The organism is Allobosea sp. GW823-FHT02B03 (genome assembly GCF_058797755.1).
The window spans coordinates 224,305-251,099 of sequence record NZ_JBXAJY010000001.1 but is presented as its reverse complement, the minus strand read 5'-3'; the positions used below and the strand labels follow the sequence as shown (position 1 = coordinate 251,099).

The following is a 26,795-nucleotide window of genomic DNA, read 5'->3' as shown; positions in this document are numbered from 1 at the left end:
CGTCAGAGCGACGGCGTCAGCCAGAGCATATGGGCCTTGCCGTCATCGGCGAGGAAGATGCCGCAATCCAGCTTGCCATTGGCGAACTGCGCCTCGTAGACGTCGGCGGCATCCGACCCGACGCCCTTGAATACGAGCTGCCGTAGATCGCCCTTGGCGGCGAGTTCCTCCTGCAGCATCGGGAACTGCTCGCCGACGACGATGGCGAGCTCGGGACTCATTCGCTCTTCGCCGGTACGCCCCTTCTGCTGGTCGGCGATGATCGCATGCAGCACCGCGGCACTTCCCGGCTGCGGCGTCCGGTTGCGGATGCGGGTCGCGAGCGCGGCCTCCAGCGCCGCGGCCTCGCTCGCATCGACACGCGGGGCGACCATGTCGAAGCCGCCCTGGCTCAAGGTGAGGGATGGCGCGGCTGCATCGCGGAACGCGGCGAAGCTGATCTGGGCCGGGACGGCCTTCAGGAAGAACTCGCCCTCGGCCTCCGCGAACAGCTCGAGCGCCGGCTGGCCGGTGAGCTGGGCGAACAGGCTGTCGCCGCGCCTCTCGATCGCGATGATCGTGTCCGAGGGCAGCCGGTAATGACCGACATGGCGCTCGAACAGGGAGGGATCGATCTTGATCGGCGTGCGCGGCCGCGCCTGCTCGTAGCGCCGCCTCGCGACGCTGTCTTGTGTCAGCTCCGGCATATTGGCCTCCTTCGCCAGCTTGATGAGATCTTCGATCGACAACGTGCGGCCGGCGGCCAGCGTCGCCCGGGCGGCCTCGACCAGGGCCAGCCCGCGCTCCGCCCTGGCGCGCTGCTCGGAAAGCGCCGCGGATTGCAATGTCAGGGTTCGGTCGAGGTCGATGGCCTTGCCTTGCAGCAGCGCGACGATGCTGGCGAGGCTCAGGCCGAGCCGCTTGAGGGCTAGAACTTCGTGGAGGCGGGCGATCTCGTCGGCGCCGTAGAGGCGCCAGCCCTTCTCCGTGCGCCGCGGCCGGATCAGCCCGCGCTGCTCGTAGACGCGCAGCGCCCGCACCGTGATGCCGATGCGTCGGGCGCATTCATTCGCCGCGAGCCATTCTTTCACTGGGGCGCTCTGCGCCCGCGCCTTCTTCGCCATGGCCTGCCTCCTGCAGCAAGCCGTAGGCTATGACCCAGGGGGCGGCGCAAGCACCTGCCCCCGGGTTTTCGTATCGCCGACCTGCCGCCTCGGCAGGCGCCGGCGCTACTCGCCGGCTTCCGGGAAGGTGTCGCGGAAGGGATGGGCCGGGTAGACGCCGAGGATCTTCATCTCCTTGGAGAAATAGGAGAGTTCGTCGAGGGCGCGCTTCAGCTCGGGATCGTCGGGATGGCCCTCGACGTCACTGTAGAACATCGTCGCCGAGAAATGGCCGTCGACCATGTAGCTTTCCAGCTTGGTCATGTTGATGCCGTTGGTGGCGAAGCCGCCGAGCGCCTTGTAGAGCGCGGCCGGAATGTTCCGGACCTGGAAGATCAGCGTCGTGACCATCTTGCCTGAGCCGTGACGGGCGAATTCCGGGTATTTCGAAAGGATCACGAAGCGGGTGGTGTTGTGCTTCTCGTCCTCGATGTCCTCCATGAGGATGTTGAGGCCGTAGACATCGGCCGCGATGTGCGGGGCGATCGCGGCGCGGGTGAGATCCCCGGCTTCGGCGACCTGCCGGGCGGAGCCCGCCGTATCGGCCGCGACCTCGGCCTTGAGGCCGAGCTTGCGGATGATCTTGCGGCACTGCCCGAGCGCATGGATGTGGCTCTGCACCGTCTTCAGGGTCGCGAGGGTCGCGCCCTCGACCGCCATCAGATGGAAGCGGATCGGCAGGAAGTGCTCGCCGATGATGTGCAGCCCCGAGCGAGGCAGGAGATGGTGGATATCGGCGACACGGCCGGCGATCGAATTGTCGATCGGGATCATGCCGTAGCGCGCCTTGCCCTCGGAGACGGCTGCTAGCGCGTCCTCGAAGGTCGGGCACGGCAGAAGCTCGCAATCCGGGAAGGCCTGCAGGGCGGCCTGCGACGAGAAGGCGCCGGGCTCGCCCTGGTAGGATACGACGACAGACATGGTCTTCAGGCTCCGGCGCTTGGTGTCAGGAACGCACGGGCGCGGTCCAGGTCAGGGGGGGTGTCGACGCCGCGCGGGACGTGATCGATGATCATCGCGTCGATGCGCATGCCGTCTTCGAGCGCCCGCAACTGCTCGAGCTTCTCGCGCAGCTCGAGCGGCGATTGCGGCAGGCTGACGAAACGGTCGAGCGCGGGGCGGCGATAGGCGTAGAGGCCGACATGGTGATAGAGCGGCCCCTCGCCATAGGGCGCCGTCGCCCGGGTGAAATAGAGCGCGCGCATGCGGCCGGGCGAGATCTCGCTGCCGATCAGCTTGACGACGCTCGGCGCGGTCTTCTCTTCCTCGTCGGTGATCTCGCCGGCCAGCGTCGCGATGTCGACGGCGGGATCGGCGAGCGGCTCCACCGCGGCGGCGATCGCGGTCGGCGCCAGGGTCGGGAAATCGCCCTGGACGTTGACGATGATGTCGTGCCGGCGTTCGGGGTCGACGATGTCGGCAGCTTCCTTGATGCGGTCGGAGCCGGTCTGGTGCGCCGGGCTGGTCATCACCGCCCTGCCGCCTGCCTGCTCGATCGCCTCGACGATGCGGGCCTCGTCGGTCGCGACCACAACCTCGCCTACGCCCGATTCCACCGCCCGGCGCCAGACCCGCACGATCATCGGCTCGCCTAGGATGTCGGCCAGCGGCTTGCCCGGAAGGCGGGTCGCCTGCATGCGGGCGGGGATCAGGATCAGCGGATTTGGCATCGTGGCGGGCTTGCTCGGCGGAAGCGTCAAATGGTCTCAAAGCGGAGCGTGCTTATACGAGTTGCAATGCAGCGCGCAAAGCGGTTAAGCAGCCTTCGAGTGCCGGAGTGCGCGAGCTTCCGGCCAAAGCGCTATCTTGCTTCGCGCGCGGCGAGGCCGGGAGTCCCGAGACGATGAATATCGAACTGAACAAGATCGCCGGCGCGGGCCTCTCGACGCTGCTCGTCGTAATGGCCCTGAACATGGGCGCCGGCATCGTCTTCGCCCCGAAGAAGCCGGCCATCCCCGGCTTCGACCTGCCGAGCCTGGAGCCGGCCGCTGCCGGCGGCGCCGCTGCCCCGGCTGCTGCGGCCGACGAGCCGATCGCGGTGCGCCTCGCCAAGGCGGATCCGGCCAAGGGCGAGAAGGCCGTCGGCGCCTGCAAGGCCTGCCACACCTTCGAGAAGGGCGGCGCCAACAAGGTCGGCCCGCATCTGTTCGACGTCTATGGCCGCAACAAGGCCTCCGTCGAAGGTTTCGGCTACTCGGCCGCGATGAAGGGCAAGGCTTCGGAGAAGTGGGAAGCCGAACAGCTCGATGGCTTCCTGAAGAGCCCGAAGGCCTACATGCCGGGTACCACCATGGCCTTCGCCGGCCTCGGCAAGCCCGACACCCGCGCAGATGTCGTCGCCTATCTCAACACGCTAGCCGACGCGCCGAAGCCGCTGCCGAAGCCCTGATCCGGCGGCAGTCTTTAGCACCGATGCGAATTTTCGAGCCGGGCCAAAAGCCCGGCTTTTGCTTGTGGTCGCCATGCAAATGCCGTCACCATGCCGGCGTATGCGCATGGCGCTGGCCTTGGCCCGCTCCGACGGGATAATCAGGGCACGAATCGCAAGGGGGACGGAATGGCTGTGCGGATCACTCGTCGCAGGCTGCTGGAGGCCGGTGGCGCCCTGGTCGGAGCCGCGAGCCTGCCGGGCGGGCTCGCTCTGGCGCAGGAGACGGAGGTCCATGGTCTCTCGACCTTCGGCGAACTTGCGCTGCCGCCGGACTTCCCGCATTTCGCCTATGTCAATCCGAACGCGCCCAAGGGCGGCTCGCTTACCGTTCAGATCAAGCGCGCCGGCGGCAACCAGAGCTTCGACACCTTCAACACCCTCAACACCTATGTGCTGCAGGGCGACGGTGCCGCCGGCATGGATGCCTGCTTCGACAGCTTGATGGCCGGCTCGGGCGACGAGCCCGGCTCGCTCTACGGCCTGCTGGCGAAGAGCGTCGCCGTCTCCCAGGACAAGCTGACCTACCGCTTCCGCATGCGGCCCGAGGCGAAATTCCACGACGGCTCGCGGGTCACGGCCGGCGATGTCGCCTTCTCGCTCAACATCCTGAAGAGCAAGGGCCATCCGAGCTACAGGCTGATCCTGAACGAGATGGAATCGGCGACTGCCGAAACGGACGAATTCGTCCTGGTCAAGCTCACGCCCAAGCGCAGCCGCGACCTGCACCTGATCGTCGCCGGCCTGCCGGTGTTCTCCGAGAAATACTGGTCGACCCGCAATTTCGAGGCCTCGACGCTGGAGCCGCCGCTCGGCTCGGGCGCCTACAAGGTCGGACGCTTCGAGCAGGGCCGCTTCATCGAGTTCGACCGGGTGCCCGATTACTGGGCCAAGGACCTGCCGGTGAATGTCGGCACCAATAATTTCGACCGCGTACGCTGGGAGTATTTCCGCGATCGGCAGGTCGCCTTCGAGGCGTTCAAGAGCGGCGTGATCACCTTCCAGGAGGAATTCACCTCGCGGATCTGGGCGACCGGCTACGACTTCCCGGCGATCAAGGAAGGCAAGGTCAAGAAGGAAGCCCTGCCGAAGACCGAACCGATCGGCTCGCAGGGCTGGATCTACAATCTCCGGCGCGAGAAGTTCGCCGACCCGCGCATCCGCGAGGCGCTCGGCCTCGCCTTCGATTTCGAGTGGACCAACAAGAACATCATGTTCTCGTCCTTCTCGCGGGCGACGTCCTATTTCGAGAATTCGGATTCGAAGGCTGTAGGGATGCCCTCGCCGGAGGAGCTTGCCCTGCTGGAGCCCTTCCGCGGCAAGGTGCCGGACGAGGTCTTCGGCGAGCCTTTCCTGCCGCCGGTCAGCGACGGCTCGGGCAGCGACCGCGCCCTGCTGCGCCGCGCCGACGAGATGTTGCGCGCAGCCGGCTGCAAGCGCGACGGCAACGTGCTGAAGCTGCCGAACGGCCAGCCTTTCGAGATCGAGTTCCTCGATTCCACCCCTTCGCTGCAGCCGCATACGCAGCCTTTCCAGGCCAACCTCAAGCGGCTCGGCATCAACGCGACCTCGCGCATCGTCGACGGCGCGCAGTATCAGCGCCGGCTCGACGAGTTCGACTTCGACATCATCAGCCGGGCGATGAGCGGCAGCGCGATACCCAGCGATTCGCTGCGCGTCGTCTACGGCTCGGAAGCGGCCAAGACGCGCGGCTCGCGCAATGTGGGCGGCATTTCGAGCCCGGCGATCGACGCGATGCTCGACAAGATCGGCCAGGCCGACAGCTACGCCAAGGTCGTCGTCGCGGCGAAGTGCCTCGACCGGCTTCTGCGGGCCGGGCGCTACTGGATCCCGATGTGGTGGAATGCCAGCGAGTGGCTGGCCTATTGGGACATGTACGACCGGCCGCAGACCAAGCCGAAATACTCCTCCGGCGCGCCTGCGATCTGGTGGTATGATCCCGAAAAGGCGAAGCGGATCGGGAAGGGCTGATGCTGGCTTACATCGCCCGGCGCCTGGCGCTGATGGTGCCGACCCTGTTCGGCATCCTGCTGATCTCCTTCGTCATCGTGCAGTTCGCGCCGGGCGGCCCGGTCGAACGCGTGATCTCGCAATTGCAGAACCCGAACAGCGGCGGCGCGGCCGACCGTGTCGGCGGCGGCTCCGGCGGCGATGCCGGGGCGCAGTCGATGGATGCGGGCTCCGCCTATCGCGGCGCGCAGGGGCTCGACCCTGCCTTCATCAAGGAACTGGAGAAGCAGTTCGGCTTCGACAAGCCGGCGCATGAGCGCTTCCTGAAGATGCTGAAGGACTATGCGACCTTCGATTTCGGCCGCAGCTATTTCCGCGATGCGCCGGTGCTGCAGCTGATCAAGGAGAAGTTGCCGGTCTCGATCACGCTCGGGCTGTGGATGACGCTGCTCTCCTATGCGATCTCGATCCCGCTCGGCATCCGCAAGGCGGTCAAGGACGGCTCGCGCTTCGACACCTGGACCAGCGCGGTCGTGATCGTCGGCTACGCGATCCCCGGCTTCCTGTTCGCGATCCTCCTGATCGTGCTCTTCGCCGGCGGCTCGTTCTGGCAGATCTTCCCACTGCGCGGCCTGACCTCGGAGAACTGGGCGCAGCTCCGCCCGCTCGAAAAGGTGCTCGACTATCTCTGGCACATCGCCCTGCCGGTGACCGCGATGGCGCTGGGAGCCTTCGCGACCTCGACCCTTCTGACCAAGAACTCCTTCCTCGACGAGATCAGGAAGCAATATGTGCTGACCGCCCGAATGAAGGGGCTGTCCGAGCGCAGCGTGCTCTATGGCCACGTCTTCCGCAACGCCATGCTGATCGTCATCGCCGGCTTCCCCGGCGCCTTCGTGCACGCGCTCTTCGCCGGCTCGCTCCTGATCGAGACGATCTTCTCGCTCGACGGGCTCGGGCTCCTCTCCTTCGAGGCGATCGTCAACCGCGACTACCCAGTCGTCTTCGCCAATCTCTACATCTTCTCGCTGATCGGCCTTGTCGTGCACCTGATCACCGATTTGACCTATGCCTGGGTCGACCCGCGCATCGACTTCGAATCGCGGGAGGCCTGAGATGGGCGACACGCTGCTCGACGTTCCGCCGCCTGCCCTGCGCAGCGCCGCGCCAGCAAGCGCGCCGGCCACGGCGCAACAAGGCTGGCTCAAGCTCTCGCCGATCAACCGGCGCCGCCTAAACAATTTCAAGGCCAACAAGCGCGGCTGGTGGTCGCTCTGGATCTTCCTCACCCTGTTCGCGCTTTCGCTCTTCGCCGAGTTCATCGCCAACGACCGACCGCTGATCGTCCGCTACAAGGGCGAGACGCTGTTCCCGGTGGTGGTGAACTATCCGGAGGAGAAGTTCGGCGGCTTCCTCGCTACCACCGATTATCGCGACCCGGTCATCGCCAAGGAGATCGCGGCCCATGGCTGGGCGCTCTGGCCGCCGATCCGCTACTCCTACCGGACGCATAATCTCGACCTGCCCGTGCCGGCCCCTGCCCCGCCGACCTGGATGCTGAAGGACGAGCAGTGCCGGCCGATCGCCGAGCGCACGGGCGGCTCGACCTGCCGCGACCTCGAATGGAACTGGCTCGGCACCGACGATCAGGGCCGCGACGTCGTCGCAAGGCTGATCTACGGCTTCCGGATCTCGATCCTGTTCGGGCTGATCCTGGCCTCGATCTCCTCGGTGATCGGCATCGCCGCCGGCGCGATCCAGGGTTATTTCGGCGGCTGGACCGATTTGATCTTCCAGCGCGTCATCGAGATCTGGACCTCGATCCCGGCGCTCTACCTGCTGATCATCGTCGCAGCGATCATCACGCCGAGCTTCTTCGTCCTGCTCGGCATCCTTCTGCTGTTCTCCTGGGTGGCACTGGTCGGTGTGGTCCGCGCCGAATTCCTGCGGGCCCGCAACTTCGAATATGTTCGCGCCGCGCGGGCGCTCGGGCTCACCGACCGCGCCATCATGGTCAAGCACCTCCTGCCCAACGCCATGGTCGCGACGCTGACCTTCCTGCCCTTCATCCTCAACGGCTCGATCACCACCCTGACCTCGCTCGACTTCCTCGGCTTCGGCCTGCCTCCCGGCTCGCCCTCGCTCGGCGAGCTCCTGGCGCAAGGCAAGGCGAACCTGCAGGCGCCCTGGCTCGGCCTCGCCGGCTTCGTGGTGATCGCCATGATGCTGTCGCTGCTGATCTTCATCGGCGAAGCCGTCCGTGATGCCTTCGACCCCAGGAAGACCTTCGCGTGACCGCTCCCCTTCTCTCTGTCCAGGACCTTTCCGTCGCCTTCCGCCAGGGCGGACAGGAGACGCTCGCCGTCGACAAGGTCTCCTTCCAGATCGCCAGGGGCGAGACGCTGGCGCTGGTCGGCGAATCCGGCTCGGGCAAGTCGGTTTCGGCGCTGTCGATCCTGAAGCTGCTGAACTATCCGGCGGCCCACCACCCCTCCGGCAAGGTGCTGTTCAACGGGCAGGACCTGATCGCGGCCGATGAGGACGCGATGCGCAAGGTCCGCGGCAACGACATCACGATGGTGTTCCAGGAGCCGATGACCTCGCTCAACCCGCTGCACACGATCGCGCGGCAGATCGGCGAAATCCTCGAGCTGCACAAGGGAATGCGCGGCGAGAAGGCCCGCGCCCGGACGCTCGAACTGCTCGGCCTCGTCGGCATCCGCGATGCCGAAAGCCGGCTCGACGCCTATCCCCACCAGCTTTCCGGCGGTCAGCGCCAGCGCGTGATGATCGCGATGGCGCTCGCCAACGAGCCAGATCTCCTGATCGCCGACGAGCCGACCACGGCGCTCGACGTTACCGTCCAGGCCCAGATCCTGACCCTGCTCAAGGAATTGCAGACCAGGCTCGGCATGGCCGTGCTGTTCATCACCCATGATCTCGGCATCGTCCGCCGCATCGCCGACCGGGTTTGCGTGATGCTGAAGGGCAAGATCGTCGAGCAGGGCCCGGTCTCGGAAATCTTCGAGCGGCCGCAACACGACTATACGCGGCGACTGCTCGCGGCCGAACCCAAGGGCCGGCCGGAGCCGGTGGCGGAGGGCGCCGCGACACTGCTCGAAGCGGGACCGATCAAGGTCTGGTTCCCGATCAAGACCGGCCTGCTGCGCCGTACCAGCGGCCATGTGAAGGCCGTCGACGGCATCTCGGTGAAAGTCCGCGAGGGCGAGACGCTCGGCGTCGTCGGCGAGTCCGGCTCGGGCAAGACGACGCTCGGCCTCGCCATCCTCAGGCTGATCTCGTCGGAGGGGCCGATCCTCTTCCTCGGCGACCGGATCGACGGGCTCAGGGCCGCCGCCGTCCGGCCGAAGCGCAAGGACCTTCAGGTGGTCTTCCAGGACCCTTACGGCTCGTTGTCGCCGCGCATGTCGGTGGCCGAGATCGTCGCCGAAGGCCTGACCGTGCAGCAAAAGGACCTCAGCTACCAGCGCCAGCGCGAGATCGTGGCGCAGGCGCTCGCCGATGTCGGGCTCGACCCCGCCGCCATGGACCGCTACCCGCACGAATTCTCGGGCGGCCAGCGCCAGCGCATCGCGATCGCCCGCGCCATGGCGCTCGACCCGAAATTCGTCGTGCTCGACGAGCCGACCTCGGCGCTCGACATGTCGGTGCAGGCCCAGATCGTAGAGCTGCTGCGCGAGCTCCAGAGCAGGCGCAAGCTCGGCTATCTCTTCATCAGCCATGACCTCAAGGTGGTCCGGGCGCTGTCGCACCGGGTTCTGGTGATGCAGAACGGCAAGGTCGTCGAGGAAGGGCCGGCCGAGGACGTGTTCTCCCGCCCGCGCGAGACCTACACCAAGGCGCTGCTCGCCGCCGCCCTCAACCTCGAGCCGGCCGAAGCGGCCGCGGTACGGGACTGACGATGACGCGCGCCATCCTGATCGTGCTCGATTCCGTCGGCTGTGGCGGGGCGGAGGATGCGGCCGCCTATGGCGACGAAGGCGCCGACACGCTCGGTCATATCGCGGCCGCCTGCGCCGAGGGCCGCGGTGACCGCGCAGGGCTGCGACAGGGGCCGCTCGCGCTGCCCAATCTTGCACGGCTCGGGCTAAGCCATGGCTGCGAAGCGTCGACCGGTCGGCCGCTGGCCGGTGTCGCGCGGCCGGACGTGCCGCGAGGCCAGTTCGGCTACGGCGTCGAGGTCAGCCAGGGCAAGGACACTCCGTCCGGCCATTGGGAGATCGCCGGCTGCCCGGTGCCGTTCAAATGGGGCTATTTTACTGCGCTGGAGAACTCGTTCCCGCCCGAACTCGTCGCTGCGATCATCCACGAAGGCGCCCTGCCCGGCATTCTCGGCAACAAGCACGCCTCGGGCACCGCGATCATCGACGAGCTCGCCGAGGAGCACATCCGGACCGGCAAGCCGATCTGCTACACCTCAGTCGATTCCGTGCTGCAGATCGCGGCGCATGAGGAGCATTTCGGGCTGGAACGGCTCTACGAGCTTTGTCGCGAGGTCCGGGTTCTGGTCGACCCGCTCAGGATCGGCCGCGTCATCGCCCGCCCCTTCATCGGCACGGCCGAGACCGGCTTCACCCGCACCGGCAACCGCAAGGACTTCTCCATCCCGCCGCCGGACGAGACCATTCTCGACCGGCTGGCGCAGCAGAACCGCGCGATCGTCACCGTCGGCAAGATCGGCGACATCTTCGCCCATCGCAACACCGGGACAGAGATCAAACCCTACGGCAATGACGCGATGTTCGCAGCCGCGCTCGAAGCGTTCGAGACGCTTCCGGATGGCGGCTTCTGCTTCGTCAACCTTGTCGATTTCGACACCGAGTACGGGCATCGCCGCGACATTCCCGGTTATGCAGCGGCGCTCGAAGCCTTCGACCGGCAATTGCCGACACTGGAGGCGAGGCTGAGGCCCGGCGATCTCGCCATCATCACCGCCGACCATGGCAACGACCCGAGCTGGCCGGGGACCGACCATACCCGCGAGCATGTCCCGATCCTGGCTTTCGGGCCGGACGTCGCGGCCGGCCCGATCGGACGACGCGAGAGCTTTTCCGATATCGCCGCGAAGCTCGGGACCTGGCTCGGCATCGGCGCGGTCGGGCCCGGACGGAGCTGGTAGGCAGGCCTCCTCAGGCGGCCGCGACCTTCTCGCAGAACGCGGCGACCTCGCGGCGGATCTTCGAAGCCTGCTGCGCCAGATCATCCGAGGACTGCTGCAGCTCCTCCGCAGCGTCATGGGTGCGGGCCGTCACCGCCCGGAAGCCGCCGAGCGCCTCGGCGCTGCGATTGGCCCCGTCGGACGAGATCTGCACCTCATGGGCGATCTCGCTCGTGGCGCGGTTCTGCTCCTCGACCGCATGCGCGATCGAGACCGAGACGGTCTCGACCTCCCCGATCGCGGAGACGATCGCGCGGATCGACTTCAGCGAGCGCTGCGAAGCTGTCTGGATGGCGCTGATCGAACGCGCCACCTCCTCGGTGGCGTTGGCGGTCTGGGTCGAGAGCGTCTTGACCTCGCTGGCGACGACGGCGAAACCCTTGCCCATCGAACCGGCACGGGCCGCCTCGATCGTCGCGTTGAGCGCGAGCATGCTGGTCTGCGCCGCGACACCGCGGATGATCTCGACGACGGCTCCGACGCTCTCGCTGGTTCGGGCCAGGGCCTCGATCTCGGCGCTCGCGGTGCGGGCGAGCGCTGCGGCCGCTTTCGAGCTGTCGGCGGAGTGCGTGACGCTGCGGCCGATCTCGGCGATCGAACTGGCAAGTTCCTGGGCCGCCGCCGCAGTCTGATCGATGCTGCGTGTCGTCTCACCGGAGGAATGGGCGACGACGCTGCTCTGCTGACGCGCCTGCTCGGAGGCCCCCGTCAGGTCGCGGGCATTCGCCTGCATGGCCTCCGCCGCCCGATCGAGCACCGCCATGGCATGCTCCATCTCGCGATGGAAGGCACCGACGATCTCGCGGATCGTCTCGGAGCGCGCGTCGATATCCTCGGCATTCTGCTTCTCGAGTTCGCTGGCACGGCGCTCGCGCATGACGAGTTCCTCCGCCCGGCGCAGATTGGCGTCGTTCTCGGCGAGGATGCGGGCCGTGATCACAGCGATAGCGGTCAGGAAGGCGGTTTCGACCACGACGATCACGGCGTGCAATAGCACGCGAGCCAGGCTGCCGCCCTGATAGAACACGGCGGCGGGCAGGACGTATTGCAGGACAAGGTGATGCGCTGCGGTGAGCGCCGCCCCCATGACGATGGGCCGCCAGTCGCAGAAGCCGGCCAGCAGGGCGAGCACGGCGAAATAGTACATATGGCTGTCGGGCTGCCAGGGATGGCCGGCGAAGCTCGCGACGAAGATTGAGACCTGGCCGATCAGGGCAGTCGCGATCACCAGCTGGGTCGCAGTCGTCGTTCCGCGAGCGCGATAGGCCAGCAGGGCCGCTGCCGCCAGGACGAAGGCACCGGCAGCGGGCGCGAAAACGGGATTACCGAGGATCATCGCCGTGGCGGCGAGGATCGGCACATGGACGAAGGCAAGGCCGATCAGGCCGCGCGCCGTCAGGTCGCGCAGGCCGGGCAAGGTCAGAATCATGCGGCGCCTCCGCCGGAAAGACAGCCAGCCAGGCCTTCGAGCCGCAGCAGCAACAACGCCCCGGCGGGCCTGACGGCTTCGTCCTCACCCGCCGCGACGATCATCACGAAAGGCAGGGCTCCACTGCGCAGGACCCGCATGCCGGCGGCGAGACTACTCGCCGCGGCCTCGGAGCTGCTGGTCCAGGGCGGGAACACCGCCGCCAGTTCCTCGCTGCGCGCGTCGCTCCGGCCGGGCAGGCCGGTCAGCGCGATGAGGCCGGAGGAGATGATGAGAGCCGCGATCGCCAGACCGTCACGCAGACGGGTACGCCCCTCGGGTCGAGTGCGTGAGGGGATAAGGCTTTGCCGCATATCGTCGGAGGCTTTCGGCGTAGCTAGGCACGGAATTCGAACGCATGGCTTGAGGCTGGCGGCTTAATTTTCCATGAAGCAGGCGCACTTCGCTCTCTGACCGCAACCGGTCGCCGAACCAAGGCCCGCGGTGCCGGATCTGCCCGCAACGCGGCCAGATGCTGCCTCCGGCTTCAGCCCCTCAGCCGCGCCTTGATCCTGCGCATCAGCCCGTCGCGGACTTCGCGATAGGCATCGAGCACCTGCTCGCGAGAGCCCTGCACGGCGGAAGGATCGGCCGTCGGCCAGTATTCGACCTCGGCTGCGGTGGTGCGGGTCAGGTCGAGCGCCTTGTGATGCGCCTCCGGCGACAATGTGACGATCAGGTCGAAGTTGAGCCCTTCCCATTCTTCGAGCTCCTCGATCGATTTCGGCCGGTGCTTGCGGGCATCAATGCCGATCTCCTCGAGAACGGCGAGCGCGAACGGATCGGTCTCGCCCTTCTTGGCGCCGGCTGACTGGACATAGATCGACTTGCCGAAGAAGTGCTTGGCCATCGCCTCCGCCATCGGCGAGCGGACCGCGTTCAGCGCACACATGAACAGCACGCTCTGGAGCTTGCGGGAGGCCGGCTCCAAGCGTTCAGCCCTTCCAGTGCAGGGCGTAGATCAAGGTGAAGAAGCGCCGCGCCGTCTCGCGGTCGAGATCGACCTTGCCGGCGAGACGTTCGACCAGGATGACGGCCGCCTCGTCGTGCAAGCCGCGCCGGCCCATGTCGATCGCCTCGATCTGCGCCGGCGTCGCGGTCCGGATCGCGGCATAATAGCTCTCGCAGACCATCTCATAGTCCTTGATCAGCCGCTTCAGCGGCGTCAGCGAGAGATGGTGGGTGACGAGCGCGGTGCCGCCGGCGTCGCGGACCTCGAAGGCGAGGCGGCGCTCGACCAGCGCCAGATGCACCGCATAGGGCCCGCCATCGAACTCCGGCAGGGCGAAGTGATTGCGCTCGATCAGGTCGTAGATGGCGATGGCGCGCTCGTGCTCCTGGTCCGGCGTCCCGCGCCCGAGCGAAGCTTCATCGAGCGTGACGCCGACCAGGCGGTTGGTTTCGGACATGAGCCCTCCCCTGCCGGCGCCGAACATTCGGAATCGCGGCGCAGCGCCTCAGTTCAGCCTGATCGTCACGGAACGGCCGTGGGCCTGCAAGCCCTCGGCCTCGGCGAGTTCGACCGCTGCGCCCGCGAGCGCCCGCAGGGCACCGGCATCGCATTTCAGCAGCGAGGTCCGCTTCATGAAATCGGGCACGCCGAGCCCGGAGGAGAAGCGCGCCGACCGCGCCGTCGGCAGGACGTGGTTGGAGCCGCCGACATAGTCGCCGATCGCCTCCGGCGTATGCCCGCCGAGGAAGATCGCGCCGGCGTTGCGGATGCGCCCGGCGAGACGCTCGGGATCGCCGGTGATGATCTCGAGGTGCTCCGGCGCCAGCCGGTCGACCAGCGGGATCGCCGCTTCCAGCGCCTCGACCAGGATGACGGCGCCGAAATCGGCCCAGCTCGCGGCCGCGATCTCGGCGCGCGGAAGCGTCTTGAGCTGGCTTTCGACGGCACGCTCGACCTCGCCGGCGAGCGCGGCGTCGTCGGTGATCAGGATCGACTGCGAGGCGGTATCGTGCTCCGCCTGCGCCAGCAGGTCGGCCGCGATCCAGTCGGGATTGGCGCTTGCGTCGGCGAGCACGAGCACCTCGGAGGGGCCGGCGATCATGTCGATGCCGACCGTGCCGAAGACGCGGCGCTTGGCGGCCGCGACATAGGCGTTGCCGGGGCCGACGATCTTGGCGACAGGCGCGATGGTGGCCGTGCCATGGGCTAGCGCGGCCACCGCCTGCGCCCCGCCGATGCGGTAGATCTCGTCGATGCCTGCGAGCCGCGCCGCGGCCAGAACCAGCGGATTGCTCTCGCCGCGCGGCGTCGGAGCGACCATGACCAGGCGCTCGACCCCGGCAACCTTGGCCGGCACCGCGTTCATCAGCACCGAAGAAGGGTAGCTCGCCGTGCCGCCGGGGACATAGAGGCCGACGGCCTCGATCGCGCTCCAGCGCCAGCCGCTTTCGACGCCGAGCGCGTCGCGCGACCAGGAATCGGCGGGCTTCTGGCGCAGATGATAGGCCTCGATGCGCGAACGCGCGGTCTCAAGCGCCGAAAGCTGCTCGGGCGTGCAAGCCGCCATGGCCGCCTCGATCTCGGCCTCGGTGACCCGCAGGGTCGCCGGCGTCAGCTCCAGCCTGTCGAAGCGGCTGGTGTATTCGAGCAGCGCCTCGTCGCCGCGGGCCCGCACCTCGGCGATGATCGAGGCCACGACCTGGTCGACATCCTCGGAGACCTCGCGCTTGGCCGCCAGCAGGGCGGCAAAGGCCTGCTCGAAACCGGCATCACGTGCATCAAGCCTGATCGGCATGGAAAGTCCTGAACGGAAGAGGAGTTCAGCCCTGGTCGGGATGGGCGGGGGTGGCCGCAGCCTCCCAGATCGGTCCGAGATCCTTCATCTGGGCCTCGATGCATTCGACGCCGAGCCGGATCGCGGCCCCGTCGGAGAAATGCAAGGTGACCTCGCCCGCCGGGCTCTGCGCTTCGGCGAAGGTCACCGCCAGCAGGCTGAAGACAGCATCCTGGGCGCCGGGCTCGATCTTGACGCTGCGGGCGCTGGTGACGCGCTCGAAATGCAGCGCCGCGAGGCGGCGGCGCTTCTGGCCGCGCTCCGCGCCTTCCCAGTCGAAGCGGCGCAAAGCGAGCGCGAAACGCTGCTCGGCCGGGAGCCAGGCGATATCGCCCTTGCGCACCACCGCATCCTGGAGGTGCGCCGAAACGACCGCGAGATCCTCGGCATCGAAGGCGATCAGCTTCAGCGGCTCGGCGACAGGATCGGACATCCGTCCTATCTGGCGGGGACGCCAGCCGGCGTCAACCGCTGATGCGCTCGATCTGGGCGCCGCATCGGCCGAGCTTGGCCTCCAGCGCCTCGAAACCGCGATCGAGATGGTAAACGCGGTTGATCATGGTGTCGCCCTCGGCGACGAGCCCACCGATCACCAGCGAGACCGAGGCACGCAGATCCGTCGCCATCACCGGGGCGCCGGTCAGCTTCTCGACGCCGTCGACATAAGCGGCGTCGCCGTCGAGCCTGATCTTGGCGCCGAGCCGGGCGAGCTCCTGCACATGCATGAAGCGGTTCTCGAAGATCGTCTCGCGGATGCGCGAGGTGCCGTTGGCGCGGGTCATCAGCGCCATGAGCTGCGCCTGAAGATCAGTCGGGAAGCCGGGGAACGGGTCGGTGGTGACGTCGACCGGCTCGAGCGCCGCGCCATTGCGCCGGATCCGGACGCCTTCATTGCTGGTCGAGACCTCGACGCCGGCCTCGGACATCACGTCGAGCGCGGACTGGAGCAGGTCGGCACGGGCGCCTTCGAGCAGCACATCGCCGCCCGTCATCGCTACCGCCATGGCATAGGTGCCGGTCTCGATCCGGTCGGGAAGGACGGCATGATGCGTGCCGCCGAGACGACCGACGCCGCGAATGGTGATGGTGGAGGTGCCGGCGCCCTCGATCTTCGCGCCCATCTTGTTGAGACAGTCGGCAAGATCCACGACTTCCGGCTCGCGCGCGGCGTTCTCGATGGTGGTGACGCCGTCGGCGAGAACCGCCGCCATCAGGGCGGTGTGGGTGCCGCCGACCGTGACCTTCGGGAAGACAATGTCGCCGCCCTTCAGCCCCTTCGGAGCCCGCGCCAGCGCATAGCCGTTCTCGATGTCGATCTTGGCGCCGAGGCGTTCCAGAGCCATCAGCAAGAGGTCGACCGGGCGCGTGCCGATGGCGCAGCCACCGGGCAGCGAGACCTTGGCCTCGCCCATCCGCGCCAGGATCGGCGCGATCACCCAGAAGCTGGCGCGCATGGTCGAGACCAGCTCGTAGGGCGCACAGGTGTCGACGATCTGACGGGCGGTCAGCGCAAAGGTCTGGCCCGTCTCCGAGGTCTGACCGACGCGCTTGCCGGCGATCGAGCGATCGACGCCGTGATTGGAGAGGATGCGCGAGAGCGCGCTGACATCGGAGAGGCGCGGCACATTGGCGAGCGTCAGCGTCTCGTCGGTCAGCAAGCTGGCGATCATCAGCGGCAGAGCCGCGTTCTTGGCGCCCGAAATCGGGATGACGCCGTCGAGGCGTTGGCCGCCGGTGATGCGGATACGGTCCATCTGGCTCGTCCTGCTGGCGCGGCCGGCGTGGGAGCGCCGGCGGGAGGGAATTAGGTCAGGACCGGGAGGTTTCGGCCTGGGCGGGCGGCGTGTCGTCTGTCGCTTCCGTCTCGGCCGTCCGCCGCGCGCGCGCCTGCGCCTTGCGGCGTTTCAGGTTCTCGCGCAGGGCGGCAGCGAGGCGCGCCCTTTTCTGCTCGTCGGCTTCGGTCTGGCGGCTCAAGGCGTCAGCTCGTCGGAAATGTCCCGCCGCGGCAAGGCGACAGGCGCAGGAATGGTTAGCCGCTCGGGCGCCGGCGGACAAGACAGCCGGCGCACGAGAAGCGCCAGCTGCTTGTGACCTTTTGGCCGGTCGATTGCGGCACAACTGCGACCAAACCGGCACAACCGCGCGACGGCCACAGACGACAGCGACAGGGCGGCGAGCTCTTCCAGCAGCGGCTTCCTTCCCTGAACGCTGGTCGAAGGGCGGCAAATCGCCCGCCAGCTCCCCCGGACGCCGCTTGTTTCTTCTCTTTCCGGCACATGCGCCGTGATCAATCGAAGCCCCGGCACAACCATTGCGTGAGCCGGCAAAACAACGGGATCCGTAGGAACTTGGGGCGCCGCGGCATCGGCGCGGAACGGAGCGAACTGCTTAGAAGGCTCACAAATCCTAATGGAATTAACCATTTCCGGGAGTTTGCGTTTACAGATTATTAACTTCACGTACCTTTCCGGCGGGTCGAGGGGCGAGGAGAACGGGATGTTCCAGAGCTATGCACCGGCGATCGGCGGCGCGCCGGCTCGGGGACTGACAGGCAAGGAGGTGATCGAGGCGATCCGCCACAGCGCCGGCTTCCTGCCGGAGGTGCAGCTCGCCTATGAACCCGAGATCAGGACGCTGTGGGTCACGATCAAACCGGAGCTGAAGCCGGTCTTCACGCTGCAGCTGCTCGACAGCCTCGGCAAGGTTCAGCAGGCGATCATGGATCTGTGGAGCGCGCCGGAGGATTATCACTCGGCGCCCGTGCGCTTCCTCGCCTTCCGGGGCACTGGACCGTTCTTCACGCTCGGCGGCGATCTCGACTTCTATCTCGACTGCCTGGCCAAGAACGACCGGGCCGCGCTCGCCGAATATGCCCGCCTGTCGATCGAAGGCGCGGTGCGCAATGCCAGCGGCCTCAACGGGCTCGTCGTGACCCTCTCGACGATCCACGCCAAGGCGATCGGCGGCGGCATCGACGCTCCGCGCTCATGCAATGTCATGATCGCCGAGGAGCAGGCCTCGTTCGTCTACCCCGAGATCAAGTTCAACCATTTCCCGATCACGGCGGTGGCCATCCTGTCGCGCCGCATGGGCGCTCGCACTGCCGAGCGCATGCTGCTTTCGGCCGAGGAGATGAGCGCGAGCGAATTCATGGCCGCCGGCGGCCTCGAGGCGGTGGTGCCGACCGGCACCGGCGAGGACTGGATCCGCAAATACGCCGCCGACTCGCTGCCCATGCATGCTGCAAAGACGGCGCTGTTCTCGGCCTTCAACCGCCGCGCGGGCGATCTTCGCGAGGAACTCGAGCATCTCGGCCAGATCTGGACCGACTGCATGCTGCGCCTGCACCCCTCGGCGATCTCGAAGCTCCAGCGCATCGCCCAGACGCAGGACCGCATGCTGGCGCGGGTCTATCAGCGGCAGGCTGACCCTGCCGCGCCCGCCCCCGGACATCACTGAAGAAAGGTCTTTCGAGCGGCCGGCCTCGATCTTGCGAGTCGGCCGCGTAAATCTCACGGAACTTTTACCTTTCCCTTCTAAATTGGTTTAGATGTCGGGGCGAACGACCAAGCTGTTGCCGCCTCCCCGAAGCCTTCGAAGGGTAGGAGTATATGGCGGGAGCGCCGAACCGGCAGCGCGCGATACAAGCGCGCGGCGAGACGACGGAGCCACCGGCCATCGCAAATGGCAGCGCGGGCGAGGTTGATCTCGCCGATTATCGGCTGCTGGTCTCGTCGCTGTTCTCCTCTCCTGGCTCGATCATCCCCGGTGGCATCGCCGGCATCCTGACGCCCTATCTCTGCTGGCTCTCGACCGGCGCGCAGATCTTCATGACGCTGACGCTGTCGGTCGCGCTGGTGGTCGTGCTGCGCATCCTCACCGTGATCCGCTATCGCAGGCTCGACCATTCCGAGGACAGCTACGAGGAGACGCGGCGCTGGGACCGCGAATACTTCGTCGGCGCGACCGTCTTCAGCGCCGTGCTCGGCTACAGCTGCTATGTCGCGCTCGCGCACACCGATGATCCGGCGGCCCACATCACCTCGGTCGCCTCGACGATCGCGCTCGCTTCCGGCTATGTCGCGCGCAATGCCGGCCGTCCGAAATTTGTCACGGTCCAGCTGCTGACCTTCTGCGTGCCGATGGCGGTGGGCCTGATCCAGGCCCACAACCCGTATTATCACTATATCGGCTACTTCGCCTTTCTCTACGTGGCGGCGAATATCGCGATCACCAACTCGCTGCATCGCAACCTCTTGGCGCTGAGCGACGCGACCAAGCAGTCCAAGGCGCTTGCCACGGCCCTGCACTCGCAGAACCTGACACTCGACGCCGCGCTGAACACCATGATCCACGGGCTCGCGATGTTCGACCACAAGCTCGAGCTCGCCGTCTCCAACGCGCCGCATGCCGCCCTCTACGGCATGCCGGAGACGCTGACCCTGCCCGGCACCCCGATCGCCGCCATCGCCCGTTTCCTGATCGAGCGGCAGATCGCGAGCGCCGAGCAGGTGCGAGCGATCAAGGCGGCGCTCGACCGCGTGCAGGCGCTGCAGCAAGCCGCCAGCTACGAATTCCAGTCCCGCAATGGCCGGATGCTGGTCGTCACCATCGCCCCTGCCGCAGAGGGCGGCGTGCTGATGCTGACCGAGGATGCGACCGAGCGGAAGGCGACCGAGGCGCTGATCGAACAGATGGCGCGCTTCGACGAATTGACCGGGCTCGCCAACCGCTTCGAGTTCAACGGACAGCTCGCGGACGCCTTTAAGAAGCAGGAGCGCACGGGGCAGGCCTTCGCGCTGCTCTATATCGACCTCGACGGCTTCAAGCAGGTCAACGACAATCTCGGCCACGATATCGGCGACAAGGTGCTGGTCCAGACTGCGGCCCGGCTGAAATCCGCGATCCGGCAGAGCGACATGCTGGCGCGCTTCGGCGGCGACGAGTTCGTGCTGATCCTGCCGGCTGCCGATGTCGACACGGTCAGGATCATCGCGCAGCGGATGATCGAGGCGATGGGCCGCGCCTTCGTGCTCGACACCAAGACGGTATATGTCACCGCCAGCATCGGCATCGCGCTCGCGCCGGTCGATGGCGCCAACCCGGCCGATCTGCTGCGCCACGCCGACACCGCGCTCTACAAGGCCAAGGCCGCGGGCCGCAACACCGCGACCTTCTTCGACCCGGTCATGGCCGAGGAGATGCTCGACCGCCACGAGATCGAGGTCGAGCTGCGCCAGGCCAGCGCTGAGGGCACGCTCCAGCTCTACTACCAGCCGATCATCGATCTGCGCACGCAGCAGGTCGTGACGCGCGAGGCGCTGATGCGCTGGTCGCATCCGACCCGCGGCATGGTCCCGCCCGGCGTCTTCATCCCGATCGCCGAGCAGTCCGGCCTGATCGCCGGGATGGGCGACTGGGCGATCGCCCAGGCCTGCCTGGACGCGGCGAAATGGCCGGACGGGGTCGGCGTCTCGGTCAACGTCTCGCCCCTGCAGTTCCGCGAGCCGCTGCGCCTGGTGCAGACCGTCAAGGACGCCCTGCTCGCGGCGAACCTCACGCCGGGCAGGCTGACCTTGGAAGTCACCGAATCGCTGCTGATCGAGGACAACAAGGCCACGCTCGAGCTGATCAACGAATTGCGCGCGATCGGCATCAAGTTCGCGCTCGACGATTTCGGCACCGGCTATTCGTCGCTGGCCTATCTCTCGACCTACCCGTTCTCGCAGGTGAAGATCGACCAGAGCTTCAGCCGCAACGTCAACGCCGACGAGGCCTCCAAGGCGATCATCGAGGCAGTCTGCCAGCTCGCCCGCCGTCTTTCGATGAATGTCGTGGTCGAGGGCATCGAGACCGAGGCGCAGCGCATGGCGGTACAGTTGCTCGGGGCGCAGCGCGCGCAGGGCTATCTGTTCGGCAAGCCCGAGCCCGTCTCGGAGTTCGTCAAGGGCGAATCCCGCAAGCGGGCCTGAAGCCGCCGACGCCAGCCTCCTGGCCTTGCTGTCGCCAGAATCGGGCGCTTCCTCCCCATTTGCGGCGCTGCGGTCTTGATTCCGCCGGTCCGGCAACGCATCAGCAGAGATAGGCAAACGAGTCCGGAGACGCGGCGTTGACCGAGACCGCCAAGGCATTGGCCAGCCCCGGGCCAATGACGCCAGATATCTGCGTCGTCGGCACCGGCCGCGGCGCGCTGACAGTCGCGACGACCGCGGCGCTGTTCGGCGTGTCCGTCGTGCTTGTCGAGCCGGCACCGACCGGCGCTTCCGAGCGCGCGGGGTCCAATCCTGCCTCGTCCGCCGCGCTCGCCGCCGCAGCGGAGAAACTTCAGGCAGTCCGCGAAGCACAGCGCTTCGGCATTTCCGTAACCGAGCCCGAGATCGATATGGCGCGACTGCGCGCCCATCTCGGCCATCCAGCTGCCGCGCTCGCGCCCAACGGGTCGAGGGAGCGCCTCACGGCGCTCGGCATCGTCGTGCTGCAGGGCAGCGCGCATTTCCTCAATCGCCAGACGCTCGCGGCCGGCGAGCACCGGATCAGGGCGCGGCGCTTCGTCATCGCGACCGGCTCGCAGCCGGCCGTGCCGGCGATTCCCGGCCTTGCCGAACTGCCGTTCCTGACCGGCGAAACACTGCCCTCATTGCAGCGTCGGCCCGAGCGGCTGCTCGTCCTCGGCGGCGAGCCGACCGGCGTTGCGCTCGCCCAGGCGATGCGCCGGCTCGGCAGCGAGGTCGTCCTGATCCTGTCTGGAAGGCTGTTGCCGCAGGAGGAGCCGGAAGCGGCCGACCTCGTGCGCCGCGCCTTGCTGCGCGACGGCATCGAGCTGCATGAGGAGTGTACGGTGCTGCGGGCGGAGAGCGCGCGGCACCGGCCCCGCCTCGTGCTTGCCCCCCAGGCCGGCGAAGCGGAGACCTCGATCGAAGGCACGCACCTCCTGCTCGCGAGCGGCCACACGCCAAGGCTCGACGGACTCGATCTCGATCTCGCCGGCATTCGCAGCGACGCAGGCGGCATCGCCGTCGACCGGGGGCTGCGCACCGCGAACCGGCGCATCCTCGCGATCGGCGACTGTGCCAGCATTGCGGGAGCGCCGCCCTCGGCCGACGCCGCCGAGCATCATGCCGGGCTCGCGGTGCGCAATGCGCTGTTCCGTCTGCCGGTCAACGCTACCAGCCAGGCGATCCCGCGCCTGACGCTCTGCCAGCCCGAGGTGGCGAGCCTCGGCCTATCGGAAGAGGAGGCGCGCAAGCAGGGGGCCATCGGGGTGCTGCACTGGCCCTATGCCGAGAACGAGCGTGCCCAGGCCGAACGCCGCAGCGAAGGGCTGATCAAGCTCATCTCCGACAGGAAGGGCCGCATTCTCGGCGTCACCATCGTCGGCGCGCAGGCAGGCGAACTGATCGGCCTCTGGTGCCTGGCGGTTCAGCAGCGCCTCGCCGTCAAGGACGTGGCCGGCCTCGTCCTGCCCTCGCCGTCCCTGTCCGAGATCTCCAAGCGTGCCGCCCTTTCCGTCCAGGCGCCGCTCGCCTCCAAGCCCGGCATCCGACGGCTGATCGGCTTCCTGCGGCGCTTCGGATAGACTGCGCTTCATGCCGGAGAGAGATTTCGATCCCAACAGCCTCTCGATAAGCCAGCCGCGCAGCCTGACGCGGCTCGGCCTGTCGGCAAAGCTGCTGATCCTGACGACCCTCTTCGTCATGCTGGCGGAGGTGCTGATCTACCTGCCCTCGATCGCGAACTACCGGCGAAACTGGCTGAACGACCGTCTTGCGGCGGCGCAGATTGCCGTGCTCGTGCTCGAGGGCGCTCCGAATGACAACCTGCCGGAGGGCAGCGAGGAACGCCTGCTCGCCGGCGTCGGCGCGCGCGCGATCGCGGCGCGCGTCGGCGGGGCCCGCCGGCTGCTGAGCCTCGACGCGATGCCGCCGGAGGTGGCGCAGACGGTCGACCTGCGCAATCTCAGCCGGATGGGCTCGATCATGGAAGCGGTCTCGACGCTGCTGCGACCGGCCCACAAGCTGCCGATCCGCGTTGTCGGGCAGGCCGTCGGCGCCGCGGATTTCGTCGAGCTGGTTATCGACGAGGCGCCGCTGCGCCAGGCGATGCTGAAGTTCTCCTGGAATCTGCTGCTGATCTCGCTGCTGATCTCGGCGCTCAGCGCGGGGATGATCTATTTCGCGCTGAACTGGCTGATCGTGACACCGATCCGGCGTCTCGCCGCCAATGTGATGGAGTTCGAGAACGACCCGGAGAACCCCTATCGGATCATCGCGCCGTCGGACCGGGTCGACGAGGTCGGCGAGGCCGAACGGGCGCTGGCCCGCATGCAGGCGACGCTCGCCAGCGACCTGCGCGCCAAGAAGCACCTCGCCGAGCTCGGACTCGCGGTGAGCAAGATCAATCACGACCTGCGGAACATGCTGGCGGCGGCGCAGCTCATGTCGGACCGGCTGACAGAGACCCGCGATGCCAAGATCCGAAGCTTCGCGCCCCGGCTGATCGCGACGCTCGACCGGGCGATCGAATTCTGCCAGGCGACGCTGGCCTATGGCCGCGCCGCGGAGGCGACTCCGCGCCTGCGCGACGTGGTCCTGCGCCAGCTCGTGGCCGAGCAGGCGGAATTGCTCGGACTGAGCGAGAACGGCGCCGTCGGCTTCGCCAACCAGGTGCCGGCCAGCCTCGTCGCCAGCGTCGACCCCGACCAGATGGCGCGCGTGCTCTCCAACCTGATGCGCAACGCGATACGGGCGCTGGACGAAGGTGCGGAGCAGGACGGCCGGGCGCCGATACTGACGATCAGCGGCGGACTCGAAGGCAATGAGCTCGTGCTGCGCGTCGCCGATAACGGCCCCGGGGTTCCGGCGCGCGCACGCCAGAACCTGTTCCAGGCCTTTCGCGGTTCGGTGACACCCGGCGGTACCGGCCTCGGCCTCGCCATCGCCGCCGAACTCGTCCGGCTGCATGGCGGCATGATCCATCTCGAACCGTCCGAGCTCGGCGCCGTGTTCAAGGTGACGCTGCCCGGTCACGACGCCCGGGCCTGAACCCTCCACCCGATACTGGGTGCCGGACTTTACCGGGAGCCCGGCCTACTGGCTCGCCCAAATCACCCGCGCCATGAAGGCGATCTCGGACAGCGCCAGCACCCGGTCGGGATGCTCGGGGTTGAGCGAGGCCAATTCGACCGTCTTGGCCGTCTGGCGCTTGAGCTGCTTGGCCAGGACCTCGCCATCGACGGTCTTGACCACGACCCGGTCACCACGCCGGACCGCCGCCGCCGGCGAGACGATGATAGTGTCGCCGTCGCGGTAGAGCGGCAGCATCGAATCCCCGGCGATCTCCAGCGCATAGGCCTTCTCGTCCGGCACGCCGGGAAAGGCGACCTCGTCCCAGCCGGAGCCGACCGGGAAGCCGCCATCGTCGAAGAAACCACCGGAACCGGCCTGGGCGAAGCCGATCAGCGGGATGGTGTGGACCGGCGCCACGCCGCGCCGCACCGCATTCATGAACTGGTCGAAGCTCGCGCCGGTGGCCGCGAGGATCTTGGCGATCGATTCGGTCGAGGGCCAGCGCTCGCGCCCGTCGGAGCCGATTCGCTTGGAGCGGTTGAAGGTCGTGGCGTCGAGCCCGGCCTTGCGGGCAAGGCCGGACGGGGTCAGGCCATAGCGCTGGGCCAGCGTGTCGATGGCGCTCCAGATCTGGTCATGGGACAGCATCGAGGAGGCCTCTTTCCTGACGGTGCCGACGGGCTAACGGGGATCGATATAGGAAATATCCCCTATCACATAAGACTGCAATCCAAATTCTGTAAGATTCTCGGGATCGAGGCCGCTTTCGTCACCGGGCGACCAGGGGGAGAATGGCGGGACGAGCCGCGGGTAAGCCGCGCCTCCCGATGTCGCCGAACATGTTTTTGCGTGAGGGGTCGGTTTGGGCTTTTGCCGCACCGGCTCTGGCGATATGCCGTCAGCCATGCCTTCCGACCCCACGCTGCTGATCTACAAGATCTGCCCCGAGAGCCTCTGGCGCGAAGCCGAGAACGCCGGTGTTTTCGCCGGCGCCCCTGTCGACCTCGCCGACGGCTATATCCACTTTTCGACGGGCACCCAGGCGCGCGAGACCGCCGCCAGGCACTTCGCCGGCCAGGACAAGCTTTTGCTGATCGCCGTCGACCCGCAAAGGCTCGGCAGCGCCCTGCGCCACGAGCCGTCGCGCGGCGGCGCCCTGTTCCCGCATCTTTATGCCACGCTCGACCCGAAGCAGGTGCGCTGGATCGCGCCGCTGCCGCTCGGCGAGAGCGGCCATGTCTTCCCGGAGGATGTCTTGTGATCGGCAAACTGTTCGGCCTGGCGCGGCCGCTGATCCACAAGCTCGACGCCGAACAGGCGCACCGGCTGACGATCGCGGCGCTGGCCGCCGCGCCGCCCTTGCGGCCGGCAGCCGATCCGCCGTCGCTGGCGGTCCAGGCCTTCGGCCTGCGCTTTGCCAATCCGGTCGGCCTCGCCGCCGGCTTCGACAAGAATGCCGAGGCGGTCGACGGGGCGCTCGGGCTCGGCTTCGGCTTCGTCGAGGTCGGCGGGGTGACGCCGCTGCCGCAGCCGGGCAATGCCCGCCCGCGCGTCTTCCGCCTGCCGGAGGACGAGGCGGTGATCAACCGCTACGGCCTCAACAGCGAGGGCATGGAGGCGGTCGCAGCGCGGCTTCAGGCGCGCCGGAAGAAGGGCGGCATCGTCGGCGTCAACCTCGGCGCCAACAAGGACTCGGCCGACCGCAGCGCCGATTATGCGGTGCTGGCGGGGAGATTCGCGCCGCTCGCCGATTTCCTGACCGTCAATGTCTCCTCGCCGAACACGCCGGGCCTGCGCGACCTGCAGGCCGAGAGCGCCCTCGACGACCTGATCGCACGGACGCTCGCAGCCCGCGACGAAGCCGCCGCCGGGGGAAAGCTCACGCCGGTACTGATCAAGATCGCGCCGGACCTCTCCATGCCCGAGCTCGACGGCATGGTCGCGGTCGCCCGCCGCCGCAAGGTCGACGGCATGATCGTCTCCAACACGACGATCGCGCGACCCGACAGCTTGCGCAGCGCAAGCAAGGCCGAAACCGGCGGCCTCTCGGGCAAGCCGCTCTTTGCGGCCTCGACGCGCATCCTCGCGGAAACCTTCCTGCGCGTGGAGCGCCAGTTCCCGCTGATCGGCGTCGGCGGCATCGACTCCGCCGAGACCGCCTTCGCCAAGATCCGGGCCGGGGCGAGCCTGGTGCAGTTCTATTCGGCGATGGTGTTCAAAGGGCCGGGGCTGGTCGGCGAGGTCAAGCGCGGCCTCGACATGCAGGTGCGCAAGGCCGGGCTGCCGCGCCTCGACGCGCTGGTCGGACGCGACGCCGAGGCGATCGCGCGGGGCGAGATGGTCTAAGGTCGCAAGTTCGGCTGACTGCTATGGGAGGGAAGCTGACGTTCCTGATGTCCGCTCGTGGCGGCTGCTACGCGCCAACAGCAGACCTAAGCTCATCGCCCGGAAGCCGACGTTCAGCGTGCTACCTGTACTGCCCGGCTGGCGTTGATTTCGGTCGAGGCGATATTGCGGGCGTCCCAGATGTCACAAACACTCCGCGCCGCGCTTCGATCCGAACCAGACCCTCTTGCTCCAGTCGATACAGGACATGCCTGACCGGGGTCGTGCTGACCCCGAGTTCGGAAGCCAGTCGACGCCTGTCGATCCGCGCCCCAGATGCGAGCCTGCCGGACACGATCATCGCACGAAGCAGCTGATAGATGTGCTCGCGCAGGCTGACACGAACGATCCGCTCTAGTGACGGTGGCATG

The 26,795-nt window shown here is 67.5% G+C and carries 25 protein-coding genes; 12 read left to right on the top strand and 13 right to left on the bottom strand.

What is annotated here, in order from left to right:
* Nucleotides 1–2 precede the first annotated feature (2 nt).
* From AC1REK_RS01190 to AC1REK_RS01180, 3 genes are all read right to left on the bottom strand, one after another.
* The gene (locus AC1REK_RS01190; RefSeq protein ID WP_492267483.1) at nucleotides 3–1,103 is read right to left on the bottom strand and encodes a MerR family transcriptional regulator; all 1,101 of its coding nucleotides are present in this window, start codon (nucleotides 1,101–1,103) and stop codon (nucleotides 3–5) included.
* Nucleotides 1,104–1,208: 105 nt separating this feature from the next.
* Nucleotides 1,209–2,063 (bottom strand): prephenate dehydratase, encoded by an 855-nt coding sequence (locus AC1REK_RS01185; protein ID WP_492267484.1) that lies wholly within the window; start codon nucleotides 2,061–2,063, stop codon nucleotides 1,209–1,211.
* Between the two features lie 5 nt (nucleotides 2,064–2,068).
* The gene (locus AC1REK_RS01180) at nucleotides 2,069–2,812 is read right to left on the bottom strand and encodes a 3-deoxy-manno-octulosonate cytidylyltransferase (RefSeq protein ID WP_492267485.1); all 744 of its coding nucleotides are present in this window, start codon (nucleotides 2,810–2,812) and stop codon (nucleotides 2,069–2,071) included.
* A gap of 173 nt (nucleotides 2,813–2,985) precedes the next feature.
* Here AC1REK_RS01180 and AC1REK_RS01175 point away from each other — a divergent pair, with 173 nt between their 5' ends.
* The 6 genes from AC1REK_RS01175 to AC1REK_RS01150 all read left to right on the top strand — a co-directional run bounded on the left by AC1REK_RS01175 (nucleotide 2,986) and on the right by AC1REK_RS01150 (nucleotide 10,681).
* Nucleotides 2,986–3,531, top strand: coding sequence for a c-type cytochrome (locus AC1REK_RS01175; RefSeq protein ID WP_316016663.1), 546 nt, complete (start codon nucleotides 2,986–2,988; stop codon nucleotides 3,529–3,531).
* Nucleotides 3,532–3,699: 168 nt separating this feature from the next.
* Nucleotides 3,700–5,562, top strand: a complete 1,863-nt coding sequence (locus AC1REK_RS01170) for an extracellular solute-binding protein (RefSeq protein WP_492267486.1) — start codon at nucleotides 3,700–3,702, stop codon at nucleotides 5,560–5,562.
* Nucleotides 5,562–6,656, top strand: coding sequence for a microcin C ABC transporter permease YejB (locus AC1REK_RS01165; protein WP_492267487.1), 1,095 nt, complete (start codon nucleotides 5,562–5,564; stop codon nucleotides 6,654–6,656). The genes AC1REK_RS01170 and AC1REK_RS01165 overlap by 1 nt, the downstream gene beginning before the upstream one ends.
* A gap of 1 nt (nucleotide 6,657) precedes the next feature.
* Nucleotides 6,658–7,836: an ABC transporter permease gene (locus AC1REK_RS01160; RefSeq protein WP_492267488.1), complete on the top strand. Its 1,179-nt coding sequence runs from the start codon at nucleotides 6,658–6,660 to the stop codon at nucleotides 7,834–7,836.
* Nucleotides 7,833–9,461: an ABC transporter ATP-binding protein gene (locus AC1REK_RS01155; RefSeq protein WP_492267489.1), complete on the top strand. Its 1,629-nt coding sequence runs from the start codon at nucleotides 7,833–7,835 to the stop codon at nucleotides 9,459–9,461. Before AC1REK_RS01160 ends, AC1REK_RS01155 begins: the two co-directional genes overlap by 4 nt.
* A gap of 2 nt (nucleotides 9,462–9,463) precedes the next feature.
* The gene (locus AC1REK_RS01150; RefSeq protein WP_492267490.1) at nucleotides 9,464–10,681 is read left to right on the top strand and encodes a phosphopentomutase; all 1,218 of its coding nucleotides are present in this window, start codon (nucleotides 9,464–9,466) and stop codon (nucleotides 10,679–10,681) included.
* Nucleotides 10,682–10,691: 10 nt separating this feature from the next.
* On the opposite strand, the gene AC1REK_RS01145 is transcribed toward AC1REK_RS01150, so the two are convergent.
* The 8 genes from AC1REK_RS01145 to AC1REK_RS01110 form a co-directional block, all read right to left on the bottom strand.
* A complete protein-coding gene (locus tag AC1REK_RS01145; RefSeq protein WP_492267491.1) occupies nucleotides 10,692–12,149 on the bottom strand; it encodes a methyl-accepting chemotaxis protein in 1,458 nt (485 codons plus the stop codon).
* Nucleotides 12,146–12,502, bottom strand: a complete 357-nt coding sequence (locus AC1REK_RS01140) for a hypothetical protein (RefSeq protein WP_316016656.1) — start codon at nucleotides 12,500–12,502, stop codon at nucleotides 12,146–12,148. Before AC1REK_RS01140 ends, AC1REK_RS01145 begins: the two co-directional genes overlap by 4 nt.
* A 173-nt stretch (nucleotides 12,503–12,675) precedes the next feature.
* Nucleotides 12,676–13,080 (bottom strand): arsenate reductase ArsC, encoded by a 405-nt coding sequence (locus tag AC1REK_RS01135; protein ID WP_316016723.1) that lies wholly within the window; start codon nucleotides 13,078–13,080, stop codon nucleotides 12,676–12,678.
* Between the two features lie 43 nt (nucleotides 13,081–13,123).
* The gene (locus AC1REK_RS01130) at nucleotides 13,124–13,597 is read right to left on the bottom strand and encodes a UPF0262 family protein (RefSeq protein WP_316016655.1); all 474 of its coding nucleotides are present in this window, start codon (nucleotides 13,595–13,597) and stop codon (nucleotides 13,124–13,126) included.
* 48 nt (nucleotides 13,598–13,645) lie between these two features.
* Nucleotides 13,646–14,935, bottom strand: coding sequence for a histidinol dehydrogenase (gene hisD, locus AC1REK_RS01125; protein ID WP_492267492.1), 1,290 nt, complete (start codon nucleotides 14,933–14,935; stop codon nucleotides 13,646–13,648).
* A gap of 25 nt (nucleotides 14,936–14,960) precedes the next feature.
* A complete protein-coding gene (locus tag AC1REK_RS01120; protein WP_492267493.1) occupies nucleotides 14,961–15,407 on the bottom strand; it encodes a DUF2948 family protein in 447 nt (148 codons plus the stop codon).
* A 31-nt stretch (nucleotides 15,408–15,438) separates the two neighbouring features.
* On the bottom strand, nucleotides 15,439–16,728 hold the full coding sequence (gene murA, locus AC1REK_RS01115) for a UDP-N-acetylglucosamine 1-carboxyvinyltransferase (RefSeq protein ID WP_492267494.1): 1,290 nt from the start codon (nucleotides 16,726–16,728) through the stop codon (nucleotides 15,439–15,441).
* A gap of 55 nt (nucleotides 16,729–16,783) precedes the next feature.
* Nucleotides 16,784–16,948 carry a hypothetical protein gene (locus tag AC1REK_RS01110; RefSeq protein ID WP_184231603.1) on the bottom strand — a complete coding sequence of 55 codons (165 nt, stop codon included), beginning with the start codon at nucleotides 16,946–16,948 and terminating at the stop codon, nucleotides 16,784–16,786.
* A gap of 522 nt (nucleotides 16,949–17,470) precedes the next feature.
* Between AC1REK_RS01110 and AC1REK_RS01105 the strand changes: the two genes are divergently transcribed.
* From AC1REK_RS01105 to AC1REK_RS01090, 4 genes are all read left to right on the top strand, one after another.
* Nucleotides 17,471–18,433 carry an enoyl-CoA hydratase-related protein gene (locus AC1REK_RS01105; RefSeq protein WP_316016651.1) on the top strand — a complete coding sequence of 321 codons (963 nt, stop codon included), beginning with the start codon at nucleotides 17,471–17,473 and terminating at the stop codon, nucleotides 18,431–18,433.
* Between the two features lie 152 nt (nucleotides 18,434–18,585).
* Nucleotides 18,586–20,946: a putative bifunctional diguanylate cyclase/phosphodiesterase gene (locus AC1REK_RS01100; protein WP_492267495.1), complete on the top strand. Its 2,361-nt coding sequence runs from the start codon at nucleotides 18,586–18,588 to the stop codon at nucleotides 20,944–20,946.
* Nucleotides 20,947–21,083: 137 nt separating this feature from the next.
* A complete protein-coding gene (locus tag AC1REK_RS01095) occupies nucleotides 21,084–22,550 on the top strand; it encodes a dihydrolipoyl dehydrogenase family protein (RefSeq protein ID WP_492267496.1) in 1,467 nt (488 codons plus the stop codon).
* Between the two features lie 10 nt (nucleotides 22,551–22,560).
* The gene (locus tag AC1REK_RS01090) at nucleotides 22,561–24,015 is read left to right on the top strand and encodes a sensor histidine kinase (RefSeq protein WP_316016648.1); all 1,455 of its coding nucleotides are present in this window, start codon (nucleotides 22,561–22,563) and stop codon (nucleotides 24,013–24,015) included.
* 45 nt (nucleotides 24,016–24,060) lie between these two features.
* Here the strand turns inward: AC1REK_RS01090 and AC1REK_RS01085 are convergent, their stop codons facing one another.
* A complete protein-coding gene (locus AC1REK_RS01085) occupies nucleotides 24,061–24,687 on the bottom strand; it encodes a S24 family peptidase (protein ID WP_492267497.1) in 627 nt (208 codons plus the stop codon).
* Nucleotides 24,688–24,943: 256 nt separating this feature from the next.
* Here AC1REK_RS01085 and AC1REK_RS01080 point away from each other — a divergent pair, with 256 nt between their 5' ends.
* Nucleotides 24,944–25,300 (top strand): DUF952 domain-containing protein, encoded by a 357-nt coding sequence (locus AC1REK_RS01080; RefSeq protein WP_492267498.1) that lies wholly within the window; start codon nucleotides 24,944–24,946, stop codon nucleotides 25,298–25,300.
* Complete coding sequence (locus AC1REK_RS01075) at nucleotides 25,297–26,385, top strand: quinone-dependent dihydroorotate dehydrogenase (protein WP_492267499.1); 1,089 nt, start codon at nucleotides 25,297–25,299, stop codon at nucleotides 26,383–26,385. The genes AC1REK_RS01080 and AC1REK_RS01075 overlap by 4 nt, the downstream gene beginning before the upstream one ends.
* Nucleotides 26,386–26,506: 121 nt before the next feature.
* On the opposite strand, the gene AC1REK_RS01070 is transcribed toward AC1REK_RS01075, so the two are convergent.
* Nucleotides 26,507–26,794 (bottom strand): GntR family transcriptional regulator, encoded by a 288-nt coding sequence (locus AC1REK_RS01070; RefSeq protein ID WP_492273782.1) that lies wholly within the window; start codon nucleotides 26,792–26,794, stop codon nucleotides 26,507–26,509.
* Nucleotide 26,795: the final 1 nt, after the last annotated feature.